General features: G+C 57.5%; 27 protein-coding genes. 9 read left to right on the top strand and 18 right to left on the bottom strand.

Annotated elements, in window-relative coordinates; all coding sequences use genetic code 11:
- Positions 1–36 precede the first annotated feature (36 nt).
- The 8 genes from QFX16_RS20655 to QFX16_RS20620 form a co-directional block, all read right to left on the bottom strand.
- On the bottom strand, positions 37–3,681 hold the full coding sequence (locus tag QFX16_RS20655) for a transporter substrate-binding domain-containing protein (protein ID WP_283181140.1): 3,645 nt from the start codon (positions 3,679–3,681) through the stop codon (positions 37–39).
- An 8-nt stretch (positions 3,682–3,689) separates the two neighbouring features.
- Positions 3,690–4,316 (bottom strand): response regulator transcription factor, encoded by a 627-nt coding sequence (locus QFX16_RS20650; RefSeq protein ID WP_046049241.1) that lies wholly within the window; start codon positions 4,314–4,316, stop codon positions 3,690–3,692.
- Between the two features lie 256 nt (positions 4,317–4,572).
- Positions 4,573–4,965 (bottom strand): response regulator, encoded by a 393-nt coding sequence (locus QFX16_RS20645; protein ID WP_056742438.1) that lies wholly within the window; start codon positions 4,963–4,965, stop codon positions 4,573–4,575.
- Between the two features lie 183 nt (positions 4,966–5,148).
- Positions 5,149–6,477, bottom strand: coding sequence for a deoxyguanosinetriphosphate triphosphohydrolase (locus QFX16_RS20640; RefSeq protein ID WP_150656983.1), 1,329 nt, complete (start codon positions 6,475–6,477; stop codon positions 5,149–5,151).
- A 69-nt stretch (positions 6,478–6,546) separates the two neighbouring features.
- A complete protein-coding gene (locus tag QFX16_RS20635) occupies positions 6,547–7,710 on the bottom strand; it encodes an EAL domain-containing protein (protein WP_283181139.1) in 1,164 nt (387 codons plus the stop codon).
- Between the two features lie 123 nt (positions 7,711–7,833).
- Positions 7,834–8,175, bottom strand: a complete 342-nt coding sequence (locus tag QFX16_RS20630; RefSeq protein WP_283181138.1) for a hypothetical protein — start codon at positions 8,173–8,175, stop codon at positions 7,834–7,836.
- Entirely contained in the window at positions 8,172–8,561 is a 390-nt protein-coding gene (locus QFX16_RS20625) for a phage holin family protein (protein ID WP_283181137.1), read from the bottom strand. The genes QFX16_RS20630 and QFX16_RS20625 overlap by 4 nt, the downstream gene beginning before the upstream one ends.
- Before the next feature lies 1 nt (position 8,562).
- A complete protein-coding gene (locus QFX16_RS20620; protein ID WP_046049174.1) occupies positions 8,563–8,877 on the bottom strand; it encodes an ElaB/YgaM/YqjD family protein in 315 nt (104 codons plus the stop codon).
- Between the two features lie 306 nt (positions 8,878–9,183).
- Between QFX16_RS20620 and QFX16_RS20615 the strand changes: the two genes are divergently transcribed.
- Positions 9,184–10,392, top strand: coding sequence for an ammonium transporter (locus QFX16_RS20615; RefSeq protein WP_283181136.1), 1,209 nt, complete (start codon positions 9,184–9,186; stop codon positions 10,390–10,392).
- Here QFX16_RS20615 and QFX16_RS20610 read toward each other — a convergent pair.
- Positions 10,389–12,101: a cation:proton antiporter gene (locus tag QFX16_RS20610; RefSeq protein ID WP_283181135.1), complete on the bottom strand. Its 1,713-nt coding sequence runs from the start codon at positions 12,099–12,101 to the stop codon at positions 10,389–10,391. The two genes, QFX16_RS20615 and QFX16_RS20610, sit on opposite strands and share 4 nt — an antisense overlap.
- A 209-nt stretch (positions 12,102–12,310) precedes the next feature.
- Between QFX16_RS20610 and QFX16_RS20605 the strand changes: the two genes are divergently transcribed.
- The 3 genes from QFX16_RS20605 to QFX16_RS20595 all read left to right on the top strand — a co-directional run bounded on the left by QFX16_RS20605 (position 12,311) and on the right by QFX16_RS20595 (position 13,995).
- Positions 12,311–12,547 carry a glutaredoxin family protein gene (locus tag QFX16_RS20605; protein ID WP_111452360.1) on the top strand — a complete coding sequence of 79 codons (237 nt, stop codon included), beginning with the start codon at positions 12,311–12,313 and terminating at the stop codon, positions 12,545–12,547.
- A gap of 168 nt (positions 12,548–12,715) precedes the next feature.
- Positions 12,716–13,033 (top strand): hypothetical protein, encoded by a 318-nt coding sequence (locus tag QFX16_RS20600; protein WP_008145883.1) that lies wholly within the window; start codon positions 12,716–12,718, stop codon positions 13,031–13,033.
- A 71-nt stretch (positions 13,034–13,104) separates the two neighbouring features.
- Positions 13,105–13,995, top strand: a complete 891-nt coding sequence (locus QFX16_RS20595; RefSeq protein WP_283181134.1) for a pseudouridine synthase — start codon at positions 13,105–13,107, stop codon at positions 13,993–13,995.
- A gap of 87 nt (positions 13,996–14,082) precedes the next feature.
- On the opposite strand, the gene QFX16_RS20590 is transcribed toward QFX16_RS20595, so the two are convergent.
- Both QFX16_RS20590 and mobA read right to left on the bottom strand, forming a co-directional pair.
- A complete protein-coding gene (locus QFX16_RS20590; RefSeq protein WP_282380102.1) occupies positions 14,083–14,304 on the bottom strand; it encodes a YgdI/YgdR family lipoprotein in 222 nt (73 codons plus the stop codon).
- 76 nt (positions 14,305–14,380) lie between these two features.
- Positions 14,381–14,983 (bottom strand): molybdenum cofactor guanylyltransferase MobA, encoded by a 603-nt coding sequence (gene mobA / locus QFX16_RS20585; RefSeq protein WP_283181133.1) that lies wholly within the window; start codon positions 14,981–14,983, stop codon positions 14,381–14,383.
- Positions 14,984–15,064: 81 nt separating this feature from the next.
- On the opposite strand from mobA, the gene moaB reads away from it, so the two are divergent.
- Both moaB and QFX16_RS20575 read left to right on the top strand, forming a co-directional pair.
- Positions 15,065–15,604 (top strand): molybdenum cofactor biosynthesis protein B, encoded by a 540-nt coding sequence (gene moaB, locus QFX16_RS20580; protein ID WP_149629239.1) that lies wholly within the window; start codon positions 15,065–15,067, stop codon positions 15,602–15,604.
- Complete coding sequence (locus QFX16_RS20575) at positions 15,588–16,814, top strand: molybdopterin molybdotransferase MoeA (protein ID WP_283181132.1); 1,227 nt, start codon at positions 15,588–15,590, stop codon at positions 16,812–16,814. Before moaB ends, QFX16_RS20575 begins: the two co-directional genes overlap by 17 nt.
- Before the next feature lie 66 nt (positions 16,815–16,880).
- Here QFX16_RS20575 and QFX16_RS20570 read toward each other — a convergent pair whose 3' ends face one another.
- A complete protein-coding gene (locus QFX16_RS20570; RefSeq protein ID WP_283181131.1) occupies positions 16,881–17,189 on the bottom strand; it encodes a hypothetical protein in 309 nt (102 codons plus the stop codon).
- Between the two features lie 229 nt (positions 17,190–17,418).
- Between QFX16_RS20570 and yegS the strand changes: the two genes are divergently transcribed.
- Entirely contained in the window at positions 17,419–18,336 is a 918-nt protein-coding gene (gene yegS, locus QFX16_RS20565; protein ID WP_283181130.1) for a lipid kinase YegS, read from the top strand.
- On the opposite strand, the gene QFX16_RS20560 is transcribed toward yegS, so the two are convergent.
- The 3 genes from QFX16_RS20560 to QFX16_RS20550 all read right to left on the bottom strand — a co-directional run bounded on the left by QFX16_RS20560 (position 18,320) and on the right by QFX16_RS20550 (position 20,682).
- Positions 18,320–18,979: a response regulator gene (locus QFX16_RS20560; protein WP_283181129.1), complete on the bottom strand. Its 660-nt coding sequence runs from the start codon at positions 18,977–18,979 to the stop codon at positions 18,320–18,322. The genes yegS and QFX16_RS20560 overlap by 17 nt on opposite strands.
- Complete coding sequence (locus tag QFX16_RS20555; protein ID WP_283184608.1) at positions 18,976–19,869, bottom strand: sensor histidine kinase; 894 nt, start codon at positions 19,867–19,869, stop codon at positions 18,976–18,978. The genes QFX16_RS20560 and QFX16_RS20555 overlap by 4 nt, the downstream gene beginning before the upstream one ends.
- Positions 19,870–20,211: 342 nt before the next feature.
- On the bottom strand, positions 20,212–20,682 hold the full coding sequence (locus QFX16_RS20550; protein ID WP_283181128.1) for a hypothetical protein: 471 nt from the start codon (positions 20,680–20,682) through the stop codon (positions 20,212–20,214).
- Between the two features lie 461 nt (positions 20,683–21,143).
- On the opposite strand from QFX16_RS20550, the gene QFX16_RS20545 reads away from it, so the two are divergent.
- Positions 21,144–22,079: a chemotaxis protein CheV gene (locus QFX16_RS20545; protein ID WP_046049189.1), complete on the top strand. Its 936-nt coding sequence runs from the start codon at positions 21,144–21,146 to the stop codon at positions 22,077–22,079.
- Between the two features lie 91 nt (positions 22,080–22,170).
- A complete protein-coding gene (locus tag QFX16_RS20540; RefSeq protein WP_283181127.1) occupies positions 22,171–22,977 on the top strand; it encodes an MOSC domain-containing protein in 807 nt (268 codons plus the stop codon).
- A gap of 85 nt (positions 22,978–23,062) precedes the next feature.
- Here the strand turns inward: QFX16_RS20540 and ppnP are convergent, their stop codons facing one another.
- The 3 genes from ppnP to QFX16_RS20525 form a co-directional block, all read right to left on the bottom strand.
- Complete coding sequence (gene ppnP / locus QFX16_RS20535; RefSeq protein ID WP_283181126.1) at positions 23,063–23,347, bottom strand: pyrimidine/purine nucleoside phosphorylase; 285 nt, start codon at positions 23,345–23,347, stop codon at positions 23,063–23,065.
- Between the two features lie 69 nt (positions 23,348–23,416).
- Positions 23,417–23,959, bottom strand: a complete 543-nt coding sequence (locus QFX16_RS20530; protein WP_283181125.1) for a 3'-5' exonuclease — start codon at positions 23,957–23,959, stop codon at positions 23,417–23,419.
- A gap of 71 nt (positions 23,960–24,030) precedes the next feature.
- The gene (locus QFX16_RS20525) at positions 24,031–25,992 is read right to left on the bottom strand and encodes an acetyl/propionyl/methylcrotonyl-CoA carboxylase subunit alpha (RefSeq protein ID WP_283181124.1); all 1,962 of its coding nucleotides are present in this window, start codon (positions 25,990–25,992) and stop codon (positions 24,031–24,033) included.
- Positions 25,993–26,092: the final 100 nt, after the last annotated feature.

The following is a 26,092-nucleotide window of genomic DNA, read 5'->3' as shown; positions in this document are numbered from 1 at the left end:
ATGATGGTTAACACACTGCTCAGCGTCCAAGCATAGTTAAGGCTCTGTCATTCTGCTTTTGTCGTTTTGGCCGATCTGTTGCTGCAATGCTTGCTCCAATTCGAGCATGGCGCGCTCTATAGCCTTGCTGCAATCGGCCACTTCGTCGTGATGAAACACTTCATGGCAGGCCTTTTCCAGCGCCTCGCAGCTGTCGATCACCCGGGACGCCTGGACGATTCGGGCGGCGCCCTTGATTTTGTGGGCGATGTCGAGAAATGGCTGAGGCTCTTTGGAGGGGGACAGCGCCAGCAGTTCTTGTCGGTCCAGACGGTTGCTGTTCAACAGTTCGGTTAATAATCGTTGGTCCAATACCGGATCGCCCCCGGTTAAAAGACGCAGTCCTTGCAGGCTGAACGCGGGATCGCGGACGGTTGGCCTGATACCTTCAAACCACTGACTCAAGGCTATCAGGGTAAGGGGCTTGAACAGGCAGTCGTCCATCCCGGCTTGTTTGCAGCGTTGTATTTCTTCCGGTTGTGCGTTGGCGGTAAAGCCCAGCACGGTACAGGGCGGGCGGTGCGTTTTTTGTTCATGTCGGCGAATGGCGCGGGCCAGTTCGTATCCGTTCATGATCGGCATGTTGCAATCGACAATCACCAGATCGAACGGCTCGGCTTCCCATGCCTGAAATCCCGCCTGGCCGTCCGGTGCGACGCTGAATCGGTGGCCCAGAAACTCCAGTTGCTGGCACATGAGCAAGCGATTGGCGGGGTGATCGTCGACCACCAGAACATTCAAGGGGGTCGTCGTGGTGCGGATTTGCGCTTCAACAGTCTCTGGCTTCTGCTTGAGCGGCAGTGTTGCCAGGTGCAACGACACCTCGACTTGAGTGCCGACACCCGGCTGGCTGCTCAATTGCAGGCTGCCGCCCATCATTTCGCACAGGCTGCGGCTGATCACCAGTCCAAGCCCCGCACCGCCTCTGGCTGACTGCCCGGAGTGATCGGCCTGGGCGAAAGGTTCGAACAGCCGCCGCTGATCCTGTTCGTTGATCCCTATGCCGCTGTCGTGAACCTGCAACAGCATCCGGACCCGCTCAGGCTCGGCGGTCGGGTGCAAGTCGACAATGATCCTGACTTGGCCTTGCTCCGTAAACTTGATGGCATTGCTGACCAGATTGGACAAGACCTGCTTGAAGCGCATCGGGTCCAACAGGACATCAAACCCCGGATTGGCAGGGCGAAATTCCAGCAGCAGCCGGAGACTTTTCTGGCGCGCCAGTCCATCGAAGACCCGCACCACCGAGGCCACGATTTCACTTGGATTGACCCGTTCAGGGCTCAGGCTCAGCCGTCCGGATTCAATCCGTGCAATGTCGAGAATGTCCCCGATCAGCTCCAGCAGGTCCTTAGCCGAGTTGTACGCCACATCGATGGCCGGGCGATCCGGGTGCTCATGATCGATGCGTTTCAGCGTGAGTTCGAGCATGCCAATGACCGCATTCATCGGGGTGCGGATCTCATGGCTCATGGTCGCCAGAAAAGTGGTTTTGGCTCGGTTGGCTTCATCGGCACGCTCTTTGGCATAGCGCAGATCATCGAACAGTTGCCGCCGTTCGCTGATGTCGATCCAGCCGCCAATGATGCCTTGTACTTCACCGCTCGAATCACGGTAGGGAAGAATCCAGTGGTAAATCGTCAGTCTGCGGTCGCCGATATGCAGCGCGCGATCGAGAATCAGCGATTTGCCCTCGGCCACGACGCGCTGGTAATCGGCCTGATATTCCCGGGCTTCGAACGCATTGCTCATGTTGGCTTGCATGACGCCTTTGCCGATGACGTCTTCACGTCTCGTGCAGAAAGCTTCCAGGTAACTGTCGTTGCAGCTTTGCAGCAGTCCCTGGCGATCGCGGACGTAGATGGGATGAGGCGTCCCGTTGACCAGTGATCGCATGAATTCGAATTGATCGTTCAACGCGCGCTCGGCCGCCTGACGCTGCTTTATCTGGCGACGCATGTAAGCGTTCCAGGCAACGGATATCAGCAATAACACTCCGGCACCGATAACGACCTGATAGAACACTCGGTAAACGTTGCGCCAGGTACTTTGCGAGGACGCCGAATAGCCGCGCCAGCGGCTGTTGATGATGCCCAGTTCTTCCGGCGCAATGCTCAGCAGTGCCTTGTTGAGGATGGCGTTCAGTTCTTTGGAATCTCGGCCTGTGGCCAGGGAGAACGCGGCCTGTTGGGTACCGATGGTGGTACTGATTTGAAGTGTTTGCTCGAAGAGCTGCGATGAGATGAAGTAGTTGGCAATCACCAGTGAATTCACCGCACCTTCTGCCTTGCCCTCGGCCAGCAACTCCACGGCGCTGAACGTGTCAGGCGTTTCAATCAGCCTGATCCGCGGGAACTCGCTGCGCAGGTAATCCACCAGGGGATTGCCTTGGGCGATTGCCAGGCGTTTGTCCTGCAACTGCGCAAGGCTTGTCGGGCTGTCGGCGGCTTTGCGAGTCAACAGGACAAAGGAGTTTTGCAGATAGGGGCGGGTGAAGTTCAGCGTCGATTCACGTTGGGCGCTGGGGAGCAGGGCGGCGATCAAGTCGGCCTTATTGTCCCTGATCTGCTCGATCATCTCGTCATCACTGCGGCTGCGACGGACGTCGAAGCGCAAACCGGTGCGCAATCTGATCAGCTCGAGCAAGTCGGCGGTAACCCCACGAAAGTTGCCATCACTGTCGAAAAATGTCAGCGGCGCAAAAGCCTCATTGACCACCACCCGCACTACCGGGTGTTGTGCCAGCCAGCGTTCTTCGTTGTCGGTGAGTTGCAGTTTTTGATCGGTGAGAAGCATGTCACTGCCGGCACTCCAGCGTTTGGCGATGTTGTCTCGTTCGTTGGTGGGGATGGCCATGAGTATTGCGTTGATGATCCCGAGCAGTTGCGGGTTGGCCTTGTGCACCGCAAAGCTGAAACCGTGGGCTTCGTGTTTACCGAAGTTGGCCATGCGGATGTTGTTGAGATACCCCTTGTTGATCATGTAATGGGTGGAAATGGTGTCACCCAGAAAAACGTCGGCTTGATCGAAGGCAACGGCATTGATCGCATTCTGGTAGGACGGAAAGGACGTGATGATCGCCCCCGGATACATGGCCTTGACCTCCTTCAGCGGCAAATAGTGATACACCATGCTCAGCCGGAGACCGGACAGGCCATCGGTCAAGGATCTGGTTTCTCCTTCGCGTGTCACCAGAACCGGCTGGTCCACGGCGTAGGGGGTGGAAAGTACGATGTCAGCGTTGTGAGCTTCGAATCCATTGGCGGTCCCCAGCAAATCGATCTCGCCGTTTTCGAGTGCCTCGATCGCGTCCTCCCGGGACGCAAAGCGCAGAACCTTGATTGGCAAACCGGTGGTTTTGCCAAGGATACCTGCGTAATCGGCGGTAAAACCTTCGTAGTCGTGACCACTGATGGTCAGGTCGAAAGGGGGGTAGTCCGGGGCTGACGTGCCAAGGATCAGTTCTCGTTTACTCTCAATCCATTGTCGTTGTGATTTATCCAGTTGGACTTCCTGGTGTCCGGCCATCGAGCGACTCATCAGGGTGTAGTTCTCGCTGACGGTCTGCGCAGCGGCCACTGAGGTGTTCAGGCATAAACCTGCGGCCATGAGTGTCAGATAATCCTTTATACGACTGGGCATCCTGTCTCTCACACTAACGCGTTACGTTTTGCCATATCGATGAGTTCAACCAGGGATTTGGCTTTGAGTTTCTGCATGAGGCGTTTTTTATAAGTGCTGACAGTCTTGTTGCTCAGAAACATGCCTTTGGCAATTTCCTTGTTGGTGCGGCCTTGGGCAAAGAGTTGCAATACCATCAGTTCCCGGTCATTGACTGACTTGAACAGTTCCAGGTCGGCGAACCGCGCGTCATCACAGCGAACAGGATTCAATGCCTGACTTGGGAAATAGTTGTAACCTGACAATACGGCCTTTATAGCACTGACCAGTTCACTCAGGTCTTCCTGTTTACACACATATCCCGATGCGCCGGATTGCATGCAACGAATACCAAAAAGTGTCGGGCATTGTGCTGTTAATACCAATGTTTTCAGGCGGGTACTCATTGCGTTGAAACGGGCGAGAACCTCCAGTCCATCCAGTTTGGGAATGCTGATGTCGAGAATGACCAGATCAGGCATGCATTCGCGAACCATCTGCATGGCGTCGACCCCATTATCAGTTTCGCCGACGACTTTGTAACCTTCATGTTCAAGCAACATTCTGACGGCAAGGCGGATGACCGGGTGATCGTCGACAATAAAAACGGAGTTCATAATCAAATCCCATACGAGCTCTAATAAAGCGCGCACCTTAGCTCAGATAGTTGAGGCGACGCATGAGCTGACGGACCTGCAGCGGCAATATAGGAACAATCCTACAGCTGAAGAAGAATGGGACTACGTATCAACTAGGTTTTTTATGAAGAAGGGTAAAGGTTGTTGATCGTTAGTCGAGAGGTTGGAAGTATTTAATTGTAAGTTCTGAGTTGTGTTTGACCTGGATTTTTTAGTGCGTTTGGTGTGCGTTTTTTTACAATGAAGCCAAGGTCAACAAGTTTCTAAATTCGGATTGTTTCAGCGGTTTGATCAAGTACCCCAATAAGGGCAGTCCGTGTTCGTTGGCCTTTTTTTCAAGTTCATCCAGTTCAGCGGATGTCAGGCTACTTAACAGTATTGCCTGTCTAATCATCCCCCGGTGGCTGGCGAATTCGACCAGATCAAGACCGGAGAGGTCGGGCAGACATTGATCGCACAAAAGAATATCAAATGGCTGCACCGCCTTGAGCATTTGTTGCAAGGCGCCATCGGCACTGTCGGTGGTGGTCAATTGGGTGAAACCGTAACTCTCAAGCAGATATTGAGTCGCCCGGAGTTGGAAGGGATGATCTTCCACCAGCAAGATGCGCAGATCGTCTTTGAACATAGGAGTATTCACGCTTCTTCTGTCGAACTGAAGGAAGCGAGATTATTTCGCGAGGTTACCGAATAATCGATCAGTTAGCTCAGCGCGTGTTGTAGGGGGATTCGGCGAACGTTGAGTGCACTTGGATTTTGAGAGGCAAATCAACCATTGCAGGCTGCGTAATGGCTGATCACCCAGGTCTCATCAGTGGCTCGAACGACCGGTCATCTCCAGCGCCATTTCGCTTGCATAGCTGTCGGTCATGCCGGCGATGAAATCAATCATCCGTAGAAACGAGGCGTGCAATGAGCCGTGAGGATCGGGCGCATTGTTACCCAGCAGGTCGAGGACTCGGCGACTCTTGAAGGACGGCGTTCGCCCGTTGTGCTGTTCCAGTGCCGCGCCGCAGAAGGCGTTGAGCAGGATTTCCAGCGTGGTGTAGGCGCCGATTTCATGCAGGGTCTTGCGCTTGTCCTGGAAGATTTTTTTCCGCGCCATGTCCTTGGCATTCAGGACGCAACGCTTGGCAGGGCCGTGCATGTGCTCCACCAGATCACCGGGCAGCGTGCCGGCCAGCAACGCGTCCTGTTGCTCGACAAAGGCCCGGGCTGCGGCGTTGGTCAGGTGTTCAATGGCTTTGCCTCGCAGGATCGCCAGTTTGCGCCGGCGCGAATCCTGCGGGCCGAGCTGGCGATAGGTTTCCGGCAGATCGTCACCCACAAGGTCCAGCAACAGGGACTCGACTTCGGCGTATTCCAGCAACTCCATTTCCAGACCGTCTTCCAGATCGATCAGCGCGTAGCAGATGTCATCGGCAGCCTCCATCAGATACACCAGCGGATGGCGCGCCCAACGCTGTTCCTCGAGTTGCGGCAGGCCGAGTTTATGGGCGATTTGTTCCAGAAGCGGCAATTCGCTCTGATAGCAGCCGAACTTGTGTTTTTTGTAGCCCAGAGAATCCGCGTGTTTTGCCGTCCATGGGTACTTCAGATAAGTACCCAGCGTGGCGTAGGTCAACCGGGTGCCGCCGTCGAACTGGTGATATTCCAGCTGGGTGAGTACCCGGAAGCCTTGGGCATTGCCTTCGAAATTGAGGAAGTCATTGCGTTCGACTTCGCTCATTGCATCCAGCCAGCCACGGCCGGCGGCTTGTTGGAACCAGTGGCGAATCGCGTCTTCGCCGGAATGGCCGAAGGGCGGATTGCCGATGTCATGGGCCAGGCAAGCCGATTGCACCACCATGCCCAGGTCGCTGGGCTCGCACCAGTCAGGGAGGGCGCTACGGATGGTTTCGCCAACGCGCATGCCCAGCGAACGGCCGACGCAGCTGACTTCCAGCGAGTGGGTCAGGCGCGTGTGGATATGATCGTTGCTGGTGACTGGATGGACCTGGGTCTTGCGACCGAGGCGGCGAAACGCGCCCGAGAAAATGATCCGGTCGTGGTCTTTATGGAAAGGACTGCGGCCGAGTTCTTCCGGGCTGTGCAGAGGCTTTCCGAGGCGTTCGCGGGTAAGCAGGGTTTGCCAATCCAAGGCGGGTTCTCTCCGTCAGGTGTTTGATTGCTTAAGCTTCCGGGTTCGCGTCCGGACCTGCAAGCGGAACTACAGCCCGGCGGCGTCGATATCGATGAGCAGCAGTCGCTCGCCGTGGTCGAAAAATTGCCCGGCGGTGAGGCAGTACTGATTGCTGGTGGCATCGCGGTAAGTATTGGAGAGCGTCAGTCTTCGCTCATCCCAACCCTCTGCCAGCAGGTGATAGAAGTAGGGGCGCCATGACCAGTTGTGGCCCAGGTAGCGATTGTCGGCCTCCCAGCCGTTGTTGCGCCATTCAAGGTTGGGCGTCAGCTGCGTGCCGTGGCGGTCGCATTGGTAGAAGCGCAGCAGCCAGGGAAATGCATCCAGTTGTGGCAAGGCGCTGAGCGGCGCGTGGGCCTGAGCCCATGCTTGCAGGATGGTCATCAGCTCGCTGAGTTGCTGGCGCATGATCATCAGGCGACCGCGCTCATCCAGCTTCTGCTGAACATAGCGCTGACGCAGTTGCGCGAAGCGCTCGACAAAGGCGTCCGTGGCAAAGAAACCGGCTTGTGCCCGGGCAAACAGAAAACCTTGAACGTAGCGCGAACCGCACTCCAGGGCAAAACTCAGTTGAGTTTCGGTTTCCACCCCTTCGGCGATGATCCAGCAACCGGTTTTCTCCGCCATTTGCGCCAGAGCCTTGACCACGTCGCTGCTCGGTCCACCTAGCGCAGCGGCCTGGAACAAGCGCATGTCGAGTTTGAGAATGTCCGGTTGCAGCGCGAGTACGCGATCAAGTTGAGAGTATCCGGCACCGAAATCATCGATGGCGATCCTCGCGCCGGCCTGTCGGTAACGTGCCACGACTTCGGTCAGGCGCTGAATATCGCCCCCCAGTTCGGTGATCTCGAAGACAATGCGTTTCGGGTCGACGTTGTGCCTGCTCAATTGCTTGAGGCTCGGTAGAGCCTGGTCCTGTCGCAAGCGGTTGATCCAGCGTGGCGAAATGTTCAGGCTCAGAAACCAGTCCGAGGGCGCTTCATGCAGGCGGCTCAGCGCGTTATCGCGGATCTGGCGATCCAGGCGACGCAGGGCGATGGCGGGCGTTCGCGGGTCGGCGAACAGCGGCCCCACCGAGGCCAGTTGACCGTCGGCCAGGCGCAATCTTCCCAGTGCCTCGACACCAGCGATACGGCCGGTGGCGGTATCGATGAATGGTTGAAAACAGGCGAGCGGTTGCCCGTCGATCACGAGGCCTCCTTGGTCAGGTCTTGTTATTGGATAAAACCTGTTCACCGGGTAGGCACGCAGGATTGAACCCCTCGATAAAGAGGTCCAATCCCGATGTTGCAAGAATGCAGCCAGATAACGGCCTTAGTGGTTACGCGAAGAGCCTTGCATGACCAGCTTGATCAATGGCCCCAGCGTGGCGCCCAGACGAACCAGTCGAGTGAGGCTGCTGACGCCACCGCTCTTGGCGCCCCTACCCGTCAGAAAGCCCAGCAAGGTAACGGCTGCCACGCCCCAGAGTGGAGCGTGCTTGATGCCGAAGCCATCCTGCAGGTTTTGCGTCATCCCGCGCACGCGCTGCAAGGGTTGCAGCAGTTGCGCGGATTCGTGGCGGATTTCCTGGCGATGCATTTCCATGCGCAGGCGAATCAGCGCCTTGCGCATTTCGGTGCGTGAGCTGTTGTGAGGCAGTTCAGGCAGGCTCATGGCAGCAGGCGCTCCCGATCGTTGGCCAACTCTTCCAAGGTGCCGTGGAAGGGCGAGGATTCATCGAAAATCGCCGCGCTCAAGCGCATCGCACAGAAAATGGCCGCGAGTGTGTAGAAAACACAGAGCCCGATGATGGCCGCCAGGCGATAGGTGTCCCAAAACAGGATCAACACCAGCGTCGACAACCCCACCAGCAACAGCAAGGCAAAAACCAGCGCCAGGCCTGCGAATAGCAACAGGCTTACCGTGCGGGCTTTTTGTTCCTGCAATTCGATGCCGAACAGTTCGACATGGCTGTGCAACAGTCCAAGAAAAGCGGCACCCAGGCGCCGCGGTGAGGAGCTTGGGCCCGTCGCGGACGAGCCGGATTCGCCGATCGCCATATCAGCGCCGAGTGGCCAGCAAGCCAAGCAGGAAACCCACGCCGGCCGCGATCCCGACCGATTGCCATGGGTTGGCCTGGACGTAGTCTTCGGTGGCGGTAACGGCGGCCTTGCTGCGTTCGCGCAGGGAGTCTTCGGTCAATTTCAAGGTTTCGCGGGCACGCAGCAGACTGTCGTGGATTTGCTCGCGCAACTCATCAGCCTGATCGCCGGCCAACGTTGCGGTGTGTTCCAGCAAGCGTTCGGTGTCGCTGACCAGAGTCTGAAAATCGTTCATCAGAATTTCTTGAGCAGTCTTTGCCTTGATACTGGCCATGGGTGGATCTCCGTAAGTGGCTTCTGAAACGTTCGAGTATGAGCCTTGCGCGAAGGTTCAGTACAAATGACTGGTACAACTTTTGCTACGTCGTGGTGCGCCTGCCTGCGCCGTTGCGCTGTTGCTGGGCAGGATTCGAGCAAAACCTTATCTCAAATAATGAAAACTCGCGCAAAGGTTCCAACCTTGTGCGCCAAAGCGGCTCACCGGGATCAATCTGCGGATCCCGGCAAGTCGCAACTTGGTGCATGAATTGTCTGCGCGAACTGCTTTGGTGCTTTTTTAGCCTTCAGGTCTGCCAACCCCATGGATAATCTGCAAAGCGCTGTGGACAGTCTGGTCCATAGCTCCAATACGTTGTTCATTTTGATCGGCGCGGTCATGGTGCTGGCGATGCACGCCGGTTTCGCCTTTCTTGAAGTCGGCACGGTTCGACAAAAGAACCAGGTCAATGCCTTGTCGAAGATCCTCAGCGATTTCGCCATTTCGACCCTGGCCTACTTCTTTATAGGCTATTGGATTTCCTATGGGGTGACCTTCATGCAACCGGCGGCCGTGATCAATGCGGATCATGGCTATGGGCTGGTGAAGTTTTTCTTCCTGCTGACGTTTGCTGCGGCGATACCCGCGATCATTTCCGGTGGCATCGCCGAGCGTGCCCGCTTCGTCCCGCAGTTGTGTGCAACGGCACTGATCGTGGCGTTCATCTATCCGTTCTTCGAGGGCATGATCTGGAACGGCAACTTTGGCCTGCAAGCCTGGTTGCTGGAGCGCTTTGGCGCCAGCTTCCATGATTTCGCCGGCTCGGTAGTGGTTCACGCCATGGGCGGTTGGCTGGCCCTGGGGGCGGTGTTGTTGCTCGGGCCGCGCAATGGTCGTTATCGCGAAGGGCGACTGGTGGCGTTCGCGCCCTCGAGTATTCCCTTTTTGGCGCTGGGGTCGTGGATCCTGATCGTTGGCTGGTTCGGTTTCAACGTGATGAGCGCGCAAACCCTGCAAGGTGTCAGCGGACTGGTGGCGGTGAACTCGCTGATGGCCATGGTCGGCGGTACCGTGTCGGCGCTGATCGTCGGGCGTAATGACCCGGGCTTTCTGCATAACGGCCCGCTGGCCGGACTGGTGGCGATCTGTGCCGGTTCCGATCTGATGCACCCGGTGGGCGCGCTGATCACTGGCGTCATCGCCGGCGCATTGTTTGTCTGGTGCTTCACTGCGGCTCAAGTCAAATGGCGCATCGACGATGTGCTGGGGGTTTGGCCGTTGCATGGTTTGTGTGGCGTCTGGGGCGGAATCGCCTGCGGCATTTTCGGCCAAAGCGCGTTGGGTGGGCTGGGCGGCGTGAGTCTGATCAGCCAGTTGATCGGCACTGCGTTGGGGGTGGTTGTGGCGCTGGCTGGTGGCTTTGCCGTGTATGGCACGATCAAGGCGTTCCATGGTCTGCGTCTGAGTCAGGAAGAAGAGTATTACGGCGCTGACTTGTCGGTGCACAAGATTGGGGCTGTGAGCCACGACTAGGTCTCTTCGTCGTCAGCGCCTGGATAGAAACCGTGCAGCAGACGATAGCGGTCGTGCCGTATCTGGTCAGCCCGCTCCTGCACTTGATGCGCAGGTAATCCCAGCATGATCAGCGCATGGGAGGCGAGCATCAGGCTCGACTCCAGCAGTTCAGGCACGACTTCGCTGGCGCCGGCTGCCTTCAACTCGGCCAACTGGCTGTCGTCGCGCGTGCGCACCAGAATCGGCACGGCCGCGTTGAGTCGCCGCGCTTCCTTGAGGATCAGCAACGCGATGTCGGCCTGATCCACGGCGATCACCAACAGCCTGGCGCGCTCCAGCCCTATCGCGACCAGCAGTTCACCGCGACGTGAGTCGCCATAATGCACACAGGTTTCACCAGCGGCGGCTTCGTGCACACGCACTGGATCAGTATCCAGTGCGATGTAGGGTTGCTGCGCGTTGCGTAGTGCGCGTCCGATTGACTGACCTACACGACCGTAGCCACATATAACGACATGGTTGTGTAACCCGGCATTGAGCGCGCTGATTTCTTCAAGTTTTGCTTCTTCGTTGGGTTTGCGATGCAGGCGTGTAGCGATGTGGGGGGCGGCGCGCAGCAACAACGGCGTAACGAGCATCGAAAAAAAGGTCGCCGCCAGCAACAGGCCGCCAAAATCCGCGGGCATCAGTTTGTTCTGCTGCATCTGTGCCATCAGCGCAAAGCAGAACTCGCCGCCCTGGGCCAATGCCAGGCCGCTGCGCCAGGCGGTTTCGCCATCGCTGCCACGCCATTTGACCAGCAGTGCAACGACGCTGCCCTTGAGCAGCAGCAACCCCAGGGTCAGGCCGAGAATCAGCAGGCCGTGGCTGACGAACAACTGCAAGTCGATCAGCATGCCGATACTGACGAAGAACAGCCCGAGCAGGATGTCGCGGAACGGGCGGATGTCGGCCTCGATCTGGTGCCGGTAATGGCTTTCCCCCAGCAGCATGCCGGCGAGAAACGCACCCAGGGCAGGGGAGAGACCGAGCAGGTGCGTCAGCCACGCCGTCAGCAGAACAATGACCAGCGCCAGTAGCACGAATAGTTCCGGGGAACGGGCAGCCGCCACTTCATGGAACAGCCGCGGCAGCAACCAGCGACTGGCCAGCAGCAGGCCGACGAACAATACGACGGTTTTACCCAGCGTCAGTGGCAGCGCCCAATACCAGGCCTGGTCGCTGCTGCCAGCGAACACCGGCACCAGGGTCAGCAGCAATACCGCCACGACGTCCTGGAACAGCAACACGGCGATGGCATTCTGGCCGTGGCTGCTGAAAATCTCGCCGAGACTGCTCAGCTCTTTACTGACAATGGCCGTGGAAGACAGCGACAGGCCGGCGCCGAGTAACAGCGCAGGCGTGATCGGCATACCGAGCAGTATCAGCAAACCACCTAGCAGCATCCCGGAGCACAGCACCTGCAGACTGCCAAGCCCAAACACCACTCGGCGCAACACGAGCATTTTCGACAGGGAAAATTCCAGTCCAAGGGAGAACAGCAGAAACACCACGCCCAACTCGGCGAGGTCCGGCAGCTCTTCGCTTTCATCCACCCAGTTGAATGCTGTCGGCCCGATCATCAGTCCCACGCACAGGTAACCCAGCACCGGTGGCAATCGCAGGCGCTGGAACAGTGCAATCATCACCAGGGAGGAGGCGAGGATGATCAGCAGGTTGGCGAACACAAAAAAACTCCGGTGATGGGCGCGGGCAATTCAAGCGTAGAGGCAAATAATCCGTGAGCATCGCGCAATGGGTATTGAAGACGAATGATGTGCGTCAGCGTATTGCCGCGATCCGTTGCCGTTATGGCTCAAGGGTAGAGTATTCAATGGCTCGACGGCTTTTCGGGGCAGGCCTAGAATGATGACTTAATTTTTTCGGTTGAGCGCTCATGCTTCCTGAATGTCAGCTGTTCGGCACCCTTGGGTGTCATCTCTGTGAAGTCGCCGAAGCCATGCTGATGGAATTTGTCGAGCGCGGTCTGCTGGTGGAACTGGTGGATATCGCGGACGACGAAACATGGTTCGAAGCTTACAGTCTGCGTATTCCGGTATTGCGGCGGGTCGATACTGGTGCTGAGCTGGGCTGGCCGTTCAGTGCCGATCAGGTAGTAGCGTTCCTGCGTTAAGCGGTTGTTGCGGTGGCGATGTTCCGCCTGTCGAACTTTGCGATGGATCCCCTTGGCTTTACCGGTGCTGATCGGATACTGTATGCGTATACAGTTATTCGTGATGCCTGCCTTGCTCCTCTGGTTCTCGGGTTTGGGCAGGCGGTCCGGGCGTGAGAGGGATGAATCGTGGTCAATGTCGAACAATTGAAGAACAGCGTGAACCGGATGTCGGCCGACGTGGTACGCGAGGCTGTCCTCGAATTGCGTCTGGATGGTCTGGTGACAGAAGGAAAAACTCCCTTCAATAAACTGCATTTCAATACCTGTTTCGCCGAAATCGAAGCCTTGTTCCAGCGTGCGGGCTATCACCGGCAGCTAGATGTCGTGGGCTATCAGGGTTTGTTGTATGCGCTTTATGACCCTGGTCGCTGGGAGGCAGTCGATGTGCTGCGCTGGCTCAAGGAGTTCACCGAAGCGGCAGCGCGCACGCAGATACCGGCTTGAGGATTCTCTTCTAGGTTCGTTCCGGCCGCTGTTGGATAATGCTGCCCTGTATTGAGGGTTAGAGCTTTCGTATGTCCACTTCATCTTTTTCTGCTGCACACAACCAGGCCAGCACGCTCTACTTGCCGCCTGGTCCGTGGCAGACCGTACTCGATTGTCTGTGCGAACACTTCAGCGCCATCGGTCGTGAACAATGGCTGGACAGAATCGCTCGCGGTCGTGTCCTCGACGGTCACGGCATGCCGATCGCCCTTGATCTGCCTTATAAGGAAGGCTTGCGGATTCATTATTTCCGTGAGGTGCCGGACGAAAAGCCGATCCCGGTGGTTGAGTCGATTCTGTACGCGGATGAGCATTTGGTCGTGGCGGATAAGCCGCATTTTCTGCCAGTGACTCCGGCGGGTGAATACGTGGAGCAGACCCTGTTGCGACGGCTGATCCGTCGACTCGATAACCCGCATCTGGTGCCTTTGCATCGCATTGACCGGCACACAGCGGGGCTGGTGCTGTTTTCCGCCAACCCTCAGAGCCGTTCTGCCTATCAGTCGTTGTTTCCTACGCGGCAGATCGAAAAGCGCTACGAAGCAATTGCCCGAGCGTTGCCTGAACTCTCTTTTCCATTGGTCCATAAGAGCCGGCTCATTGATGGTGAGCCTTTCTTCCGCATGCAGGAAGGTCCGGGCGTCAGCAATACCGAGACGGCAGTCGAGGTCAGGGAGAAGAACTGTGACCTCTGGCGTTATGCGCTTTACCCAGTGACGGGCAAGAAACATCAGTTGCGGGTGCACATGACCGCCTTGGGCGCCAGTATCTGCAACGATCCGTTTTATCCGCAGGTACTCAAGGATGTTGAGGATGACTACGCCAACCCTTTGAAACTGCTCGCTCAGGGGCTACGGTTTGTGGATCCGGTCACCGGCCAGGAAAGAGTATTCGAAAGTACCATTACTCTGCAGTGGTGATCTCGAGTTCAGCAAATCTGCTGATATTCAGCCACGAAAAAGCCCGCATAAAGCGGGCTTTTCCATATCCGGTTGTCACCGCAAAAATTACAGCTCTTTAACGGTACGAACCTGATCCTTGTTGATGCGGGTCTGCTTGCCATCCAGTTGTTCGAATTCGTAGAAACCCGAATCTTTATCGAACTGTGGTGCGTCGACAGCCTGGATTTCTCGACCGTCATTCAAGGTGATCACTGTAGGCGATGCGCAACCGGCGAGGGTAGCGAGGCCCAGTGCGAGCATGAAAGTGGCGAGGGTCCGTTGAGTCATGAGTGTGTCTCCGAATATGAATTCTTTTGGTTACTGAGCTTGAGACGTGTGCAGCGCGCGCAAGTTCCTTCTCCTGTCAGTCTGACACAGTGTTGTGTGCACTTAATAGTTCTGGTGTGTTGAGGTTGGCCAGGCGCGGGTCATTGTCGGGGCATTGCAGGGCAGTAGCGCCCAGTTTGCGCATGAGGCGACCCGGGCTGCGTTCGCCTTCGTTCCAGGCACTGTCGAAATCTGCCAAGAGTGCCACGGGGATAATGCACAACAAGGGTTCCCAGTGTTGACCATGGCGCAGCATCAACGGTAGGTCCGGGTGCTGGCTGGCTGCTTCGCGCATGTTATCGAGCAGCGCGGCATCGATGCGCGGTACATCACAAGGCAGCACCAGCAGATGCGTATGGCGGGCGGCTTTCAGGCCTGCGCGAATACCGGCCAGGGGGCCAGGAAAGTCGCCTTCATCGTCATGAACCAGCTGGTCGGCGTAGGGCGCGTATTTTTCCAGGTTTCTGTTGCAGGAGATGATCAGGTCATCGCTCAGTGAACGGGTCTTGCGGTGCAAGTGGGCAATCAATGGCTCGCCGTGCCATTCCAGCAGCCCTTTGTCCTGACCGCCCATGCGTTGGCCACGACCACCTGCCAGGAGCAGAATGGAGCAGGGCGGCAAATGTGTATTCGAGGTCATGGCAGGTCTCCATGGGGGCGGCGAAAAAATGAGGCGCTGTGATATAACACCGGGCTGTTTCTCCTACAACTGGATGAGCCTATGAAAGCCAAGGCTGATGTACCTTTCGCACCGCTCAACATCGCGGTGCTGACGGTCAGCGACACCCGTACCCTGGAAACCGATACCTCAGGCCAGGTCTTCGTCGACCGTTTGAGCGCTGCCGGCCATAACCTGGCGGCCCGGGTTCTGCTCAAAGATGATCTCTACAAAATTCGCGCGCAAGTCGCCAACTGGATTGCCGACGATGTCGTGCAGGTGGTGCTGATCACTGGCGGTACCGGTTTCACGGGACGCGACAGCACTCCGGAAGCGGTGAGTTGCCTGCTGGATAAACAGGTCGACGGTTTTGGTGAGCTGTTCAGGCAGATATCGGTGGCGGATATTGGCACTTCTACTGTTCAGTCCCGTGCCCTGGCCGGCTTGTCCAATAGCACGCTGGTCTGCTGTTTACCGGGTTCGACCAACGCCGTGCGCACCGGTTGGGATGGCATTCTTGCCGAGCAACTGGATTCGCGGCACCGCCCGTGCAACTTCGTCGCTCATCTCAAACAGGCGGCACCCTGTGAATCCCGCGGGTAAGCCAGGCAAGACTGGCAGTCTGATGGCTGTCGAAGTGGCACTGGCACGCTTGCTGGCAATGGCCGAAGCCTCACCGATTCGTGAGCGTGAACGCTTGTCATTGGGGCAGGTTCATGGCCGGGTGCTGGCCGATGATCTGATCTCGACGCTTGATCTGCCACCTTGGCCCAACAGTGCCATGGATGGTTATGCCTTGCACGTGGCCGACTGGACTGGAGAGCCACTGGTGGTCAGCCAGAAGATTTTTGCCGGTCAGGCTCCAGAGCCCTTGAAGCCTGGCACCTGTGCACGAATCTTCACCGGTGCGCCAGTGCCCGCTGGTGCAGATTGCGTCGAGATGCAGGAAAACACCGAGGTTCAGGCGGATGAGCGAGTACGTTTCACCGAAACCATGGCCCCAGGACAAAACATTCGTCCTCAAGGCCAGGAAGCTACTGTTGGTGAATTGATTCTGCCAGCCGGCACGCGCCTCGGGCCGATCGAACAGGGGCTGGCCGCATCGCTGGGATGTGCAGAGCTGGACGTGATTCGCAAGGTTCGTGTTGCTGTTCTGTCCACCGGGGATGAACTGATTGAACCAGGTCAGCCTCTGGGGCCGGGACAGATCTACAACAGCAATCGAGTGTTGCTGTGCAGTTGGTTGCAGCGCCTGGGCTGTGAGGTGATCGATGCCGGAATTCTTCCGGATGATTTAGCGACCACCCGCACTCGCCTTAGTGAATTGAAAGATGTCGACCTGATCCTTTCCACCGGTGGTGTCTCGGTGGGAGAGGCTGACTTTCTGGGCATTGCCTTGCGTGAAGAGGGCGAGTTGACGTTGTGGAAACTCGCCATCAAACCCGGAAAACCGCTGACATTTGGGCATTTTCGCGGCGTACCTGTGATTGGTTTGCCTGGCAATCCGGCTTCAACGCTGGTGACCTTCGCTTTGTTGGCAAGGCCCTATCTCCTGCGCCGACAGGGTGTAAAAGAGGTTGAGCCCCTGAAGTTTCAGGTGCCTGCAGGGTTTGCATGGCCAAAAGCAGGCAATCGACGCGAGTACTTGCGCGGTCGTCTGGAGAATGGCCGGGCAATTATCTACAGGAATCAGAGCTCGGGTGTACTGCGTAGCGCTGCCTGGGCTGATGGTCTGGTTGAGGTGATGGAGGATCGCACGCTGATCGAAGGTGACTACGTGGGCTTCATCCCGCTGAGCGAAGTCCTGAGCTGACTCCTGTCGCTGGCTTACTGCGCAAACCCGGTTGATCGAACCGGGTTTTGCGTTCATGGCTTACCCTTAGTGAGCCAGGAGTGTTACGACCTGGTCGAAACGGCTATTGGCGATCCAGGCCAGAACCCCGATGACGACGGCTGTTCCGATAGCCGAATAGGCAAGCCTGTGTTTTATGGATTTGACGTCACTACGGACTTCATCCATGTCTCGTCGGATGTATTTGAGGTGTGTCTCCAATTCAACGACGCGAGATTCCATAGCAGCTTCTCCAATGGGCTTTGCGCTGTTTTTGAATTCAGCTTGATGATTGGCGCGTTTTTCTGCGAACGGTACAACCGGAATGACCGGTGACCTGATCTCTTGGCTTTGCATGGCACGTCCCTGTGTAGTTCCTGCTGATGTTTGGTAACTGCAGGCGCCAAGGTGTACCAATCGCATGGGTCGGTCAATTGAGCCGATTCCTCACATCTTGTAAGAAAAAGTCCCGCCTTGTAGGACGCCATGCTGCTCGACTTCAAATAATTCAAATTTTTGCGACTTTTATGTGGCGAGATGAGGTCAACATCTCCCATACGGAATTCAATCATGGGAGTGACAACTAATGAGCGAACGCAAAGCGCTGTTGATTCTGCATGGCAAGCAAGCGCTCAATGAGGCGGTTCGTTCTGCCGTTGCGGACAAGCGCAAACAGGGGTGGGAGCTGGCCGTTCGAGTGACCTGGGAAGCGGGTGACGCACAGCGGCTGGTAGATGAAGCACTGGCGGCAGGCTACATGCAGATCATCGCCGGTGGCGGTGACGGTACTTTGCGCGATATTGCCGAAGCCATGGCGGCGCATTCGACGCAGGCCAGTCTGGTACTGATGCCGTTGGGGACCGCCAATGATTTTGCGCGTGCCGCCGGCGTGCCTCTGGAGCCCGCGCAGGCGCTGGAGCTTCTCGACATTGCACCGTGCGCCATTGATCTGGGGGAGGTCGGCGGGCAGGTGTTCCTGAATATGGCCACGGGCGGTTTTGGCAGTCAGGTCACGGCAAACACCTCGGAGGACTTGAAAAAAATCCTTGGGGGCGCGGCTTACCTGTTCACCGGTTTATCACGCTTCAGTGAATTGCACGCAGCCTATGGCGAGTTGCAGGGGCCTGATTTCCAGTGGAGTGGCGAGCTGTTGGCATTGGGCATCGGCAATGGCCGGCAGGCAGGCGGTGGACATGTGTTGTGTCCAGAAGCGCTGGCTGACGACGGTCTGCTGGATATCAGTATTCTGCCTGCGCCGCAGGAAGTCGTCGGCACCTTGAAAACCCTGCTCGCCGATGGCTTCGGCATCGACAACATGTTTGTGCGAGTCCGGTTGCCATGGGTCGAAATCAAGGTCTCGGAAGGCCTCTACATCAACCTCGATGGCGAACCTCTGGAAGGTGACAACATGCGTTTCTCGACACGTCCAGCGGCACTGCGCGTGCATTTACCTGAAAACTCGCCGCTGCTGGGGTCATCGCAATTGATCAATCATCCAGGCTGATGATCTGCTCGCGCACGGCGAACAGCACCAGACCCGCCACATCGTAAATCTGCAAGCGCTTCATGATCTGCGAGCGGTGGGTTTCAACGGTCTTGATGCTGAGGCCCAGGCCATTGGCAATTTCCCGGGTGGATTTTCCGCGAACGATCAGCCGAAGGATTTCCAGCTGACGCGCTGTCAGGTTGTGCGAGTCTGCAGGTTCCGGTTGGTTTTTCTGAGTTCGGGTCAGCGCCTGGTTGATGACGGTGTGGGCGATGGCCGGGCTCAGGTAGCGTTCGTTGTTACGCAAGGCATCCAGGGCATGTTCGAGCTCGGTAGCCGTGGTGTCCTTGAGCAGGTAGCCATGTGCACCGGATTCCAGTGCTTGCATGATGAGTGCTGGATCGGTGTGCATAGACAGGATCAGCACCTTGCTCTGCGGGCGTACTCGCTTGAGTCGCTGCAATGCGTCAAGGCCACTGGTTTCCTTCATGGAAATATCCAGCAGGATAATGTCGGGGGACAGCTGCTCGACCATCTCGAGCAACTGCGAGCCGTCATTGGCCTCACCGATTACCGCGTAGCCGGAAATATCCAGCACCAGAGCGCGCACGCCTGCCCTGATAAGCGAGTGGTCATCCACCAGAAGTAAGTTACAAGTCAACGCATAACCTTATTCGTACTGGCCCGTTCGAGCGCACGAGGCGCCCAGGGGAAGAGTGCTTCGATTTGAGTGCCTTTGCCCGGCTCGCTGGTCACGCTCAGTGTGCCGCCCAACTGATTGATCCGTTCCGACATCCCCGCCATTCCGCGTTGCCCCTCACGACCTGGATCGGTCGCTGGCGCGAATCCCTGGCCATCGTCACTGATCAACAGTGTCAGGCCCTGAGGCAGACGTTGCAGGCGGACCAACAGATTTTTCGCTTCGGCATGGCGCAACATATTGGTCACCGCTTCCTGGGTGATTCGAAAGGCGGCCAGCGTCATTTCCTCCGGTATACCGGCCAAACGCTGCTGGCATTCCAGGCTCCAGTGCACTGGCGTGTTGGCCAGCGTCTTGAGTAAATGGGCCCGCAGACTGGCTTCCAGCCCGAGACTGGTCAGTTGCCTCGGATTGAGAATGGCCGATACGTCTCGCACTTTGGCCAGGGTTTCTTCCAGCGTGTCGCAGAGCACCGCACACTGGCCCTGAAGTTCTTCGGGCATTCGGCGTTTGAGCCAGTCGCTTTGAAGTTTTGCCGCGGTCAGCAATTGGCCTATGTCGTCATGCAGTTCCCGACTGAGCCGGCGACGTTCGTTTTCCTGAACCTCCAGCAGCCGGTCAGCCAACTCCTGTGGTTGAAACTTTATCGACGTGCGCGAAAGACAATACTGCACCCAGACGCAGGTCAATGCCGCAGTATTGAGTACCAGAAGACTCAGCGGCAGGGGAGTGGACAGGCTATAAATCAGCAGGCAGCCAAGCGCCGAACAGGTACACAACACAAGCGTGACCAGACGCGCGTTTTTTCGGGAGGGTGGCTTTAGGGTGATCGACTTGAGGCTGGCGTACATAGCGGATGGAGCCAATGGATGTTCGCTGCGGGAAGACCGGGCATCGTGGATGACGGGTCTCTGTCTGGAGTCACTCTGCCATTAATTGACGTCAACTAATGGGCGGCATAATACCACTTAAGATACCGTTGGTCGCAATTGGTATATAGGTCTGCCGAGTCAGCAAATAAGTGTTTATGGACAGCAGTTCCATAATGGAAAAAGTTGGGTGGCAAGAGTGGTTTATTTGTTTTGAGTTGTCGTAAGCAGGTATGGAATATTCAAATGCGACATGAACCCGCTAAAGTTAGAAGGGCAGTCATGGCAATAAAAATTCCCAGCACGGCATAGGGGCCCGATAATTCAGGCTTGCCGACCTGCAAAGGAAACGAGTGTGAGCGGTTTGGAATTAGCGGGGGGCTGAAACTGACTTTGTCCGACCTGAAAGGCGAAGGCTTCGATCAGGGATGTCTGTTCGCTGTCATCAAGGCTGAGTTGGCCGGTCTTCTGATCGATAAGCTCGAGTTGCCAGGCGATCAACGTCAGGCAGTCTTTCAGCGCGCTCAGGGCGTGGTCGTGTAAATCCATGTGATTCTGAGCATGGCTCAGCAAACCATGAATGTGCAACGAAAACTCCGAAACGGCTGCCAGAGCGAGGGCATCAGCCTTGTTGGCCAGTTTGAGCAGGGTGCTCAGCATGCAGTCGATGGCATCCTTGTCATTGCTGATCAGTTGCAAATGACTCAGGCATTCCTCGGTTTTAACCAGGAGTGTCTCTGCTTCGACGAGAAACTCCGGGAGCCGTTGAGCCCACTCTTTACGATCGTTCGGCATGCTTATCTCCAAAACGTCATGTCAAATGCGGGAATGTCGTGTGTGTCGACGGGGACGATCAGAGTCCCCGCATTGCCATGCTGTCGTGAGATCGCGCGCCGGCCTGTCTGGCTGCAGGCTGGGGAACTCGATAGGGTGGATGGCCACTTACCTGCGATCGCACACAAAAGCCTGACTCCGTTCATGCAATGAGAATGGCGTCACATTAATGGCTATTGGATATTGCGAATATCAGGTTGGGCCTGATTGCTACTAGGGGAATCCCTTACACGGGGGAGCCAACCGAACGAAACGAGGTCTCGCGGCAGGCAATGATGCAGATGAAATCACCTGGCCAGTAAAGCATGATGTTAATGTGACATCAATGTTTGGTCATGGCATTTTACAGGGGGTCAAGGTCCGGCGAAAACAGCCGATAACCCCCTTTAGTGAATTCATCAGAACAAGCCCAGGAGTCATTGATGGCCGGCATTCTCGACACGGTAGACCAACGCACGCAACTGGTGGGTGAGAATCGCCTGGAAATTCTCATGTTCCGGCTGGCCGGACGGCAATTGTTCGCGATCAACGTCTTCAAAGTGCAGGAAGTGCTGCAACTGCCGAAGCTGACCCTGATGCCCCAGCGTCATCCGTTTGTCTGCGGTGTGGTTAATTTGCGTGGCCAGACCCTGCCGGTGATCGACCTGTCCCAGGCCATCGGTATGCGTCCGCTGGTGCCAAGCCCGACCAGTACGATCATCGTTACCGAGTACAACCGTTCGGTGCAGGCGTTCCTGGTCGGTGGTGTGGACCGTATTGTCAACATGAACTGGGAAGCCATTCTGCCGCCACCGGCCAGCGCCGGTCGTCAGCATTACCTGACGGCCATCAGCAAGGTCGACGACCAGTTGGTGGAAATTATCGACGTCGAAAAAGTCCTCGCGGAAATCGTCCCGTACAACGCCAAGGTCTCGCGCGACAAACTCGACGATCCGGTTCTGGAACGTGCCCGTGGCCGTGAAGTGCTGCTGGTGGACGACTCGAATGTGGCGCTGTCGCAATTGCGTGACACCCTGGGTCAGCTGGGCGTGAAGATGCACATCGCCAGCGATGGCTTGAAGGCACTGAATATGCTCAAGGCCTGGGCCGATACCGGTGTGAACATGACCGACAAACTGCTGATGATCTTCACCGACGCGGAAATGCCGGAAATGGACGGCTATCGCCTGACCACCGAAATCCGTAACGACCCGCGTCTGCGTGGCCTTTATGTGGTTCTGCATACCTCGTTGTCCGGCAGCTTCAACGACTCGATGGTGAAGAAGGTCGGCTGCGACAACTTCCTCTCCAAATTCCAGCCGGACAAACTCGTCGATGTGGTGCGCCAGCGCTTGATGCTCGATGAAGTGCCTGCCTGATAACGGTGCAAGAGGCTGGCCTGAAGTCAGCCTTTGATTCGGCGATCAAGCTCGTATAGGGTGGCGTTTTTTGCCCACCAGGGAGCTGGCCATGTTGCGTCTGAGCGCGCTTTATCGTTATCCGTTGAAATCCGGCAAGGGCGAGATCCTGCAGCAGGTCAGCCTCGACAAGCTGGGCCTGGACGGTGATCGACGCTGGATGCTGGTGGACGAGGCCAGCGGGCGCTTTCTGACTCAACGTGCAGTGGCGCAGATGAGTCAGCTGTCGGCGTTGTGGAATGCCGACGGTGCCTTGACCCTCAGTGCGCCGGGCCGCTCACCGATCGATATCGCCTTGCCCGCCAGCGACGCGGAACTGCGTGGCGTGACCATCTGGCGCGACACACTGCGTGTGCCGGATGCCGGCGACGAGGCGGGTGCCTGGGTCAGTGAATTCATGGGCAAACCGACTCGCCTGGTGCAAGTCCCTCTTGATCGTGCACGCACCACCCAGGCCGGCTACGGCAAGGACGACGATCAGGTGGCCTTCGCCGATGGCTTTCCGCTGTTGCTGATCGGACAGGCCTCACTGGAGGACTTGTCGCAAAAAGTCGGCCGCCCGCTGGAAATGCTGCGCTTTCGGCCGAATCTGGTGATCGAGGGAAGCGAAGCGTATGCCGAAGATGGCTGGAAGCGTATCCGCATCGGCGATGTCGAGTTCCGCGTGGTCAAGTCGTGCTCACGCTGCATTCTGACCACTATCGATCCGCAAACCGGTGAGCGCAGCGAAGATCGCGAACCTCTGGCTACGTTGCAGAAATACCGTACCGAGGCCGATGGTGCGATGTTCGGACAGAACCTGGTCAACGACAGCAATGGCCAGCTTGAAGTCGGTATGCCGGTGACGGTTCTGGAATAAGGCAATCTGAATGACTGCCCTTGAACAAAAAGTGCCCGTGTCCAAGGACGCGGGCAATTTTTTGTCGCTGTGAAAACCCAGGGTTTTAGCCGCGGTATTCGCACAGGTAAGCGGTGTCGACGGCCACTTTCAGCTGGAACTTGCTGTTGGCGGGCACGTTGAACTGGCTGCCGGCGGCGAAGGTTTCCCAGCCGCCGCTGTCCGGCAGTTTGACGGTCAGGGCGCCGGACACCACGTGCATGATTTCACGCTGGCTGGTACCGAATTCGTATTCGCCCGGTGCCATGACGCCGATGGTCGCAGGACCTTCAGCGGTGCCAAAGGCGATCGACTTGACGGTGCCGTCGAAGTACTCGTTGACTTTAAACATGGGCGATTCCTCGAAAAGGGCTAAAAAGGGCTCGCCAGTATGCACAAGGCCCTTGGCGCCGTCACCTCTCTAGACGGGGAGAACCAGTGGTAACAGACGCGCTGTATTGCGCGCGTCTTCCAGCGCCCGGTGTTGCTGCCCGGTAAACTGCATGCCCGCAAGTTGCAGAGCGCCATTGAGCCCCAGCGGGCGTTCCAGCCGACGAGCCTTGGCAAAGCGCTGCTTGAGGTTCATGTGCGGCACTCGGCTCAGGGCGCTGTCGAGTTGCAGTTTCTGCCATTCCTGAAGCAGCTGTTTACGATCGTAATCGCCCCAACTGGCCCAGCCTTCGAGGCGCGAGTGATGCTGGCCGAGCCAGCATTCGAACGATGCCCAGACCTCGCTCAGAGGCTGCGCAGTATCGATGTTGGCCTGGGTGATGTGGGTCAGTTCCCGGCAAAACGGCGTCAGCAAAGGTCGACGCGTCGGGCGCACGAAGCACTGATAGCTATCCAGTTCTCGACCTTTTCGGTCCACCAGGGTGGCGCCGATTTCGATAATTTCCATTTCAGTTACTGGCCAACCACCTTCATCGGTGGTGGCTTCGAGATCAATGACCAGCCAGTGAGGCATCGCAGGGTTCCTGGTATCCGCGTCCTGATAGGGCTTGAGCGTAGCCAAAGCCAGCGGATCCGCCTAGCGGCTTATTCGACCTCCAACAAAATCTGACGATTTTTCACCTGATCACCGACCCTGACCTGCAAGCGTTTGAGCACGCCGTCGATGCCCGACTTGAGCGGATGCTCCATTTTCATGGCCTCCAGCACGACCAACAACTGGCCTTTGCTGACCGGACTGCCCTCAGTGACCAGCACGTCGACGATCGCCCCGTCCATCGGAGCCTTGAGGGTGCCGGTACTGACGCTGACCTGGCTGCCGACCAAGGCCTGGGTCCGATCCACCAGCTGTAAACTGCCAGGCCGGGTGAACAGCCAGAGTTGTCCCGCCTCAAGACGGTAGGCATGGCGTCGCCGGATACCGTTGATTTCCAGGCTGGCCCAGTGTCCGTCGCACTGGATGATCGTTAATTCAACGTTTTGCTCAGCGACTTGAATCCGATACGGTTCCCCCGGCACAGCGTTCAATTCCACTGACCAATCCTGATCATCAAGGCCGATTCGATAGTGCAACGGCACGCTGGCGTTGTTGCGCCAACCGGCGAGTGGCGCGGGATGAACCTGCGCCGAGGCCTGATAGAACAACGCTGCGGCGATTGCCAGTTCTTCGGCGTCGGGTACTCGGGTGTGCAGGCAGGCATGGTCGGAAAAATACGTCGGGATGAACCCGGTGTTGAACTCGCCACTGATGAACTGCGGATGTTCCAGCAGACTGGCGAGCAAGCGCTGATTGCTTTGCACGCCGAGCAGCACGCTGTCCTGCACTGCCCGCAGCAACTTACGCCGGGCTTCTTCGCGGGTGGCGCCGTGGGCGATGATCTTGCCCAGCATCGGGTCATAAAACGGGCCGACTGTCTGACCTTCGATCAAGCCATGATCGATCCGCACGCCGCGCTGCAACGCAGGCTCCCACGCGGTGATGCAACCGGTTTGTGGGAGAAAATCGTGTGCCGGATCTTCGGCGTACAAACGGACTTCCATGGCATGGCCGCTGAGCTGAACCTGCTCCTGTCGCAACGGCAAAGGCAGTCCTTCGGCGACGTGCAACTGCCAGGCCACCAGATCGAGGCCGGTAATCAATTCGGTCACCGGGTGCTCCACCTGGAGTCGGGTGTTCATCTCGAGAAAATAAAACTGCCCGCGCGCATCCAGCAGGAACTCGACAGTGCCAGCACCGACGTAATTCACTGCGCGACCCGCCTTGAGCGCCGCTTCGCCCATGGCCTGACGCAACTCGGCGGTCATCACCGGGCAGGGCGCTTCTTCGATGACTTTTTGATGGCGACGCTGGATCGAGCAGTCGCGCTCGCCAAGGTAGATCAGGTTGCCATGCTGGTCGCCAAACAATTGAACTTCGACGTGACGCGGGTCGATCAGCGCTTGCTCGAGAATCAGTTCGTCGCAGCCAAACCCATGCAGCGCTTCGGAGCGGGCGGTGCGCAGTTGTTCGAGCAAATCATTGGCCTCGTGCACCAGGCGCATGCCACGCCCGCCACCGCCGGCGCTGGCCTTGATCATCAGCGGATAGCCGATGCGTGCGGCTTCGCGGCTCAGGGTTGCGTCGTCCTGTTCTTTGCCCTGATAACCCTTGATGCACGGCACACCGGCATCGAGCATGGCGAGTTTCGACAGGCGTTTGCTGCCCATCAGTTCGATGGCTTCGGGACTGGGGCCGATGAAGGTGATGCCGGCATCCTGGCAGGCGCGGGCGAAGCCGGCGTTTTCCGAGAGGAAGCCGTAGCCCGGATGGATTGCGTCAGCGCCCGTGCGCCGGGCGGCGTCGAGGATTGCCGGGATATTCAGATAGGACTGCTGCACCGGGGCCGGGCCGACGTTCAAGGCTTCGTCGGCCATCTGCACATGCAGCGCATCGGCGTCGGCATCGCTGAACACCGCGACCGTGCGATAGCCCAGGACCTGGGCGGTGCGCTGGATGCGGCAGGCGATTTCACCGCGGTTGGCGATCAGGATTTTGCTGAAGGCGGGCATTGTTTCTTCCCTTGGTTTTTGCGGTGAATGTGACGGCCTCTTCGCGGGCAAGCCTCGCTCCTACAGGTTCAGCGTCCATCAAACCTGTAGCAGCGAGGCT

Origin of the sequence: Pseudomonas svalbardensis (assembly GCF_030053115.1) — a bacterium.
Taxonomy (GTDB): Bacteria; Pseudomonadota; Gammaproteobacteria; order Pseudomonadales; family Pseudomonadaceae; genus Aquipseudomonas; species Aquipseudomonas svalbardensis.
The sequence above is the reverse complement of the archived record's forward strand: the minus strand, read 5'-3'. Positions and strand labels throughout refer to the sequence as shown.

Bases quoted from the DNA above. Each gene is read 5' to 3' on its own strand.
- QFX16_RS20655 (WP_283181140.1), bottom strand. From the start codon at position 3,681: ATGCCCAGTCGTATAAAGGATTATCTGACACTCATGGCCGCAGGTTTA.
- QFX16_RS20650 (WP_046049241.1), bottom strand. From the start codon at position 4,316: ATGAACTCCGTTTTTATTGTCGACGATCACCCGGTCATCCGCCTTGCC.
- QFX16_RS20645 (WP_056742438.1), bottom strand. From the start codon at position 4,965: ATGTTCAAAGACGATCTGCGCATCTTGCTGGTGGAAGATCATCCCTTC.
- QFX16_RS20630 (WP_283181138.1), bottom strand. From the start codon at position 8,175: ATGAGCCTGCCTGAACTGCCTCACAACAGCTCACGCACCGAAATGCGC.
- QFX16_RS20625 (WP_283181137.1), bottom strand. From the start codon at position 8,561: ATGGCGATCGGCGAATCCGGCTCGTCCGCGACGGGCCCAAGCTCCTCA.
- QFX16_RS20620 (WP_046049174.1), bottom strand. From the start codon at position 8,877: ATGGCCAGTATCAAGGCAAAGACTGCTCAAGAAATTCTGATGAACGAT.
- QFX16_RS20615 (WP_283181136.1), top strand. From the start codon at position 9,184: ATGGATAATCTGCAAAGCGCTGTGGACAGTCTGGTCCATAGCTCCAAT.
- QFX16_RS20605 (WP_111452360.1), top strand. From the start codon at position 12,311: ATGCTTCCTGAATGTCAGCTGTTCGGCACCCTTGGGTGTCATCTCTGT.
- QFX16_RS20595 (WP_283181134.1), top strand. From the start codon at position 13,105: ATGTCCACTTCATCTTTTTCTGCTGCACACAACCAGGCCAGCACGCTC.
- QFX16_RS20590 (WP_282380102.1), bottom strand. From the start codon at position 14,304: ATGACTCAACGGACCCTCGCCACTTTCATGCTCGCACTGGGCCTCGCT.
- mobA (WP_283181133.1), bottom strand. From the start codon at position 14,983: ATGACCTCGAATACACATTTGCCGCCCTGCTCCATTCTGCTCCTGGCA.
- moaB (WP_149629239.1), top strand. From the start codon at position 15,065: ATGAAAGCCAAGGCTGATGTACCTTTCGCACCGCTCAACATCGCGGTG.
- QFX16_RS20570 (WP_283181131.1), bottom strand. From the start codon at position 17,189: ATGCAAAGCCAAGAGATCAGGTCACCGGTCATTCCGGTTGTACCGTTC.
- yegS (WP_283181130.1), top strand. From the start codon at position 17,419: ATGAGCGAACGCAAAGCGCTGTTGATTCTGCATGGCAAGCAAGCGCTC.
- QFX16_RS20555 (WP_283184608.1), bottom strand. From the start codon at position 19,869: ATGTACGCCAGCCTCAAGTCGATCACCCTAAAGCCACCCTCCCGAAAA.
- QFX16_RS20550 (WP_283181128.1), bottom strand. From the start codon at position 20,682: ATGCCGAACGATCGTAAAGAGTGGGCTCAACGGCTCCCGGAGTTTCTC.
- QFX16_RS20545 (WP_046049189.1), top strand. From the start codon at position 21,144: ATGGCCGGCATTCTCGACACGGTAGACCAACGCACGCAACTGGTGGGT.
- QFX16_RS20540 (WP_283181127.1), top strand. From the start codon at position 22,171: ATGTTGCGTCTGAGCGCGCTTTATCGTTATCCGTTGAAATCCGGCAAG.
- ppnP (WP_283181126.1), bottom strand. From the start codon at position 23,347: ATGTTTAAAGTCAACGAGTACTTCGACGGCACCGTCAAGTCGATCGCC.
- QFX16_RS20530 (WP_283181125.1), bottom strand. From the start codon at position 23,959: ATGCCTCACTGGCTGGTCATTGATCTCGAAGCCACCACCGATGAAGGT.
- QFX16_RS20525 (WP_283181124.1), bottom strand. From the start codon at position 25,992: ATGCCCGCCTTCAGCAAAATCCTGATCGCCAACCGCGGTGAAATCGCC.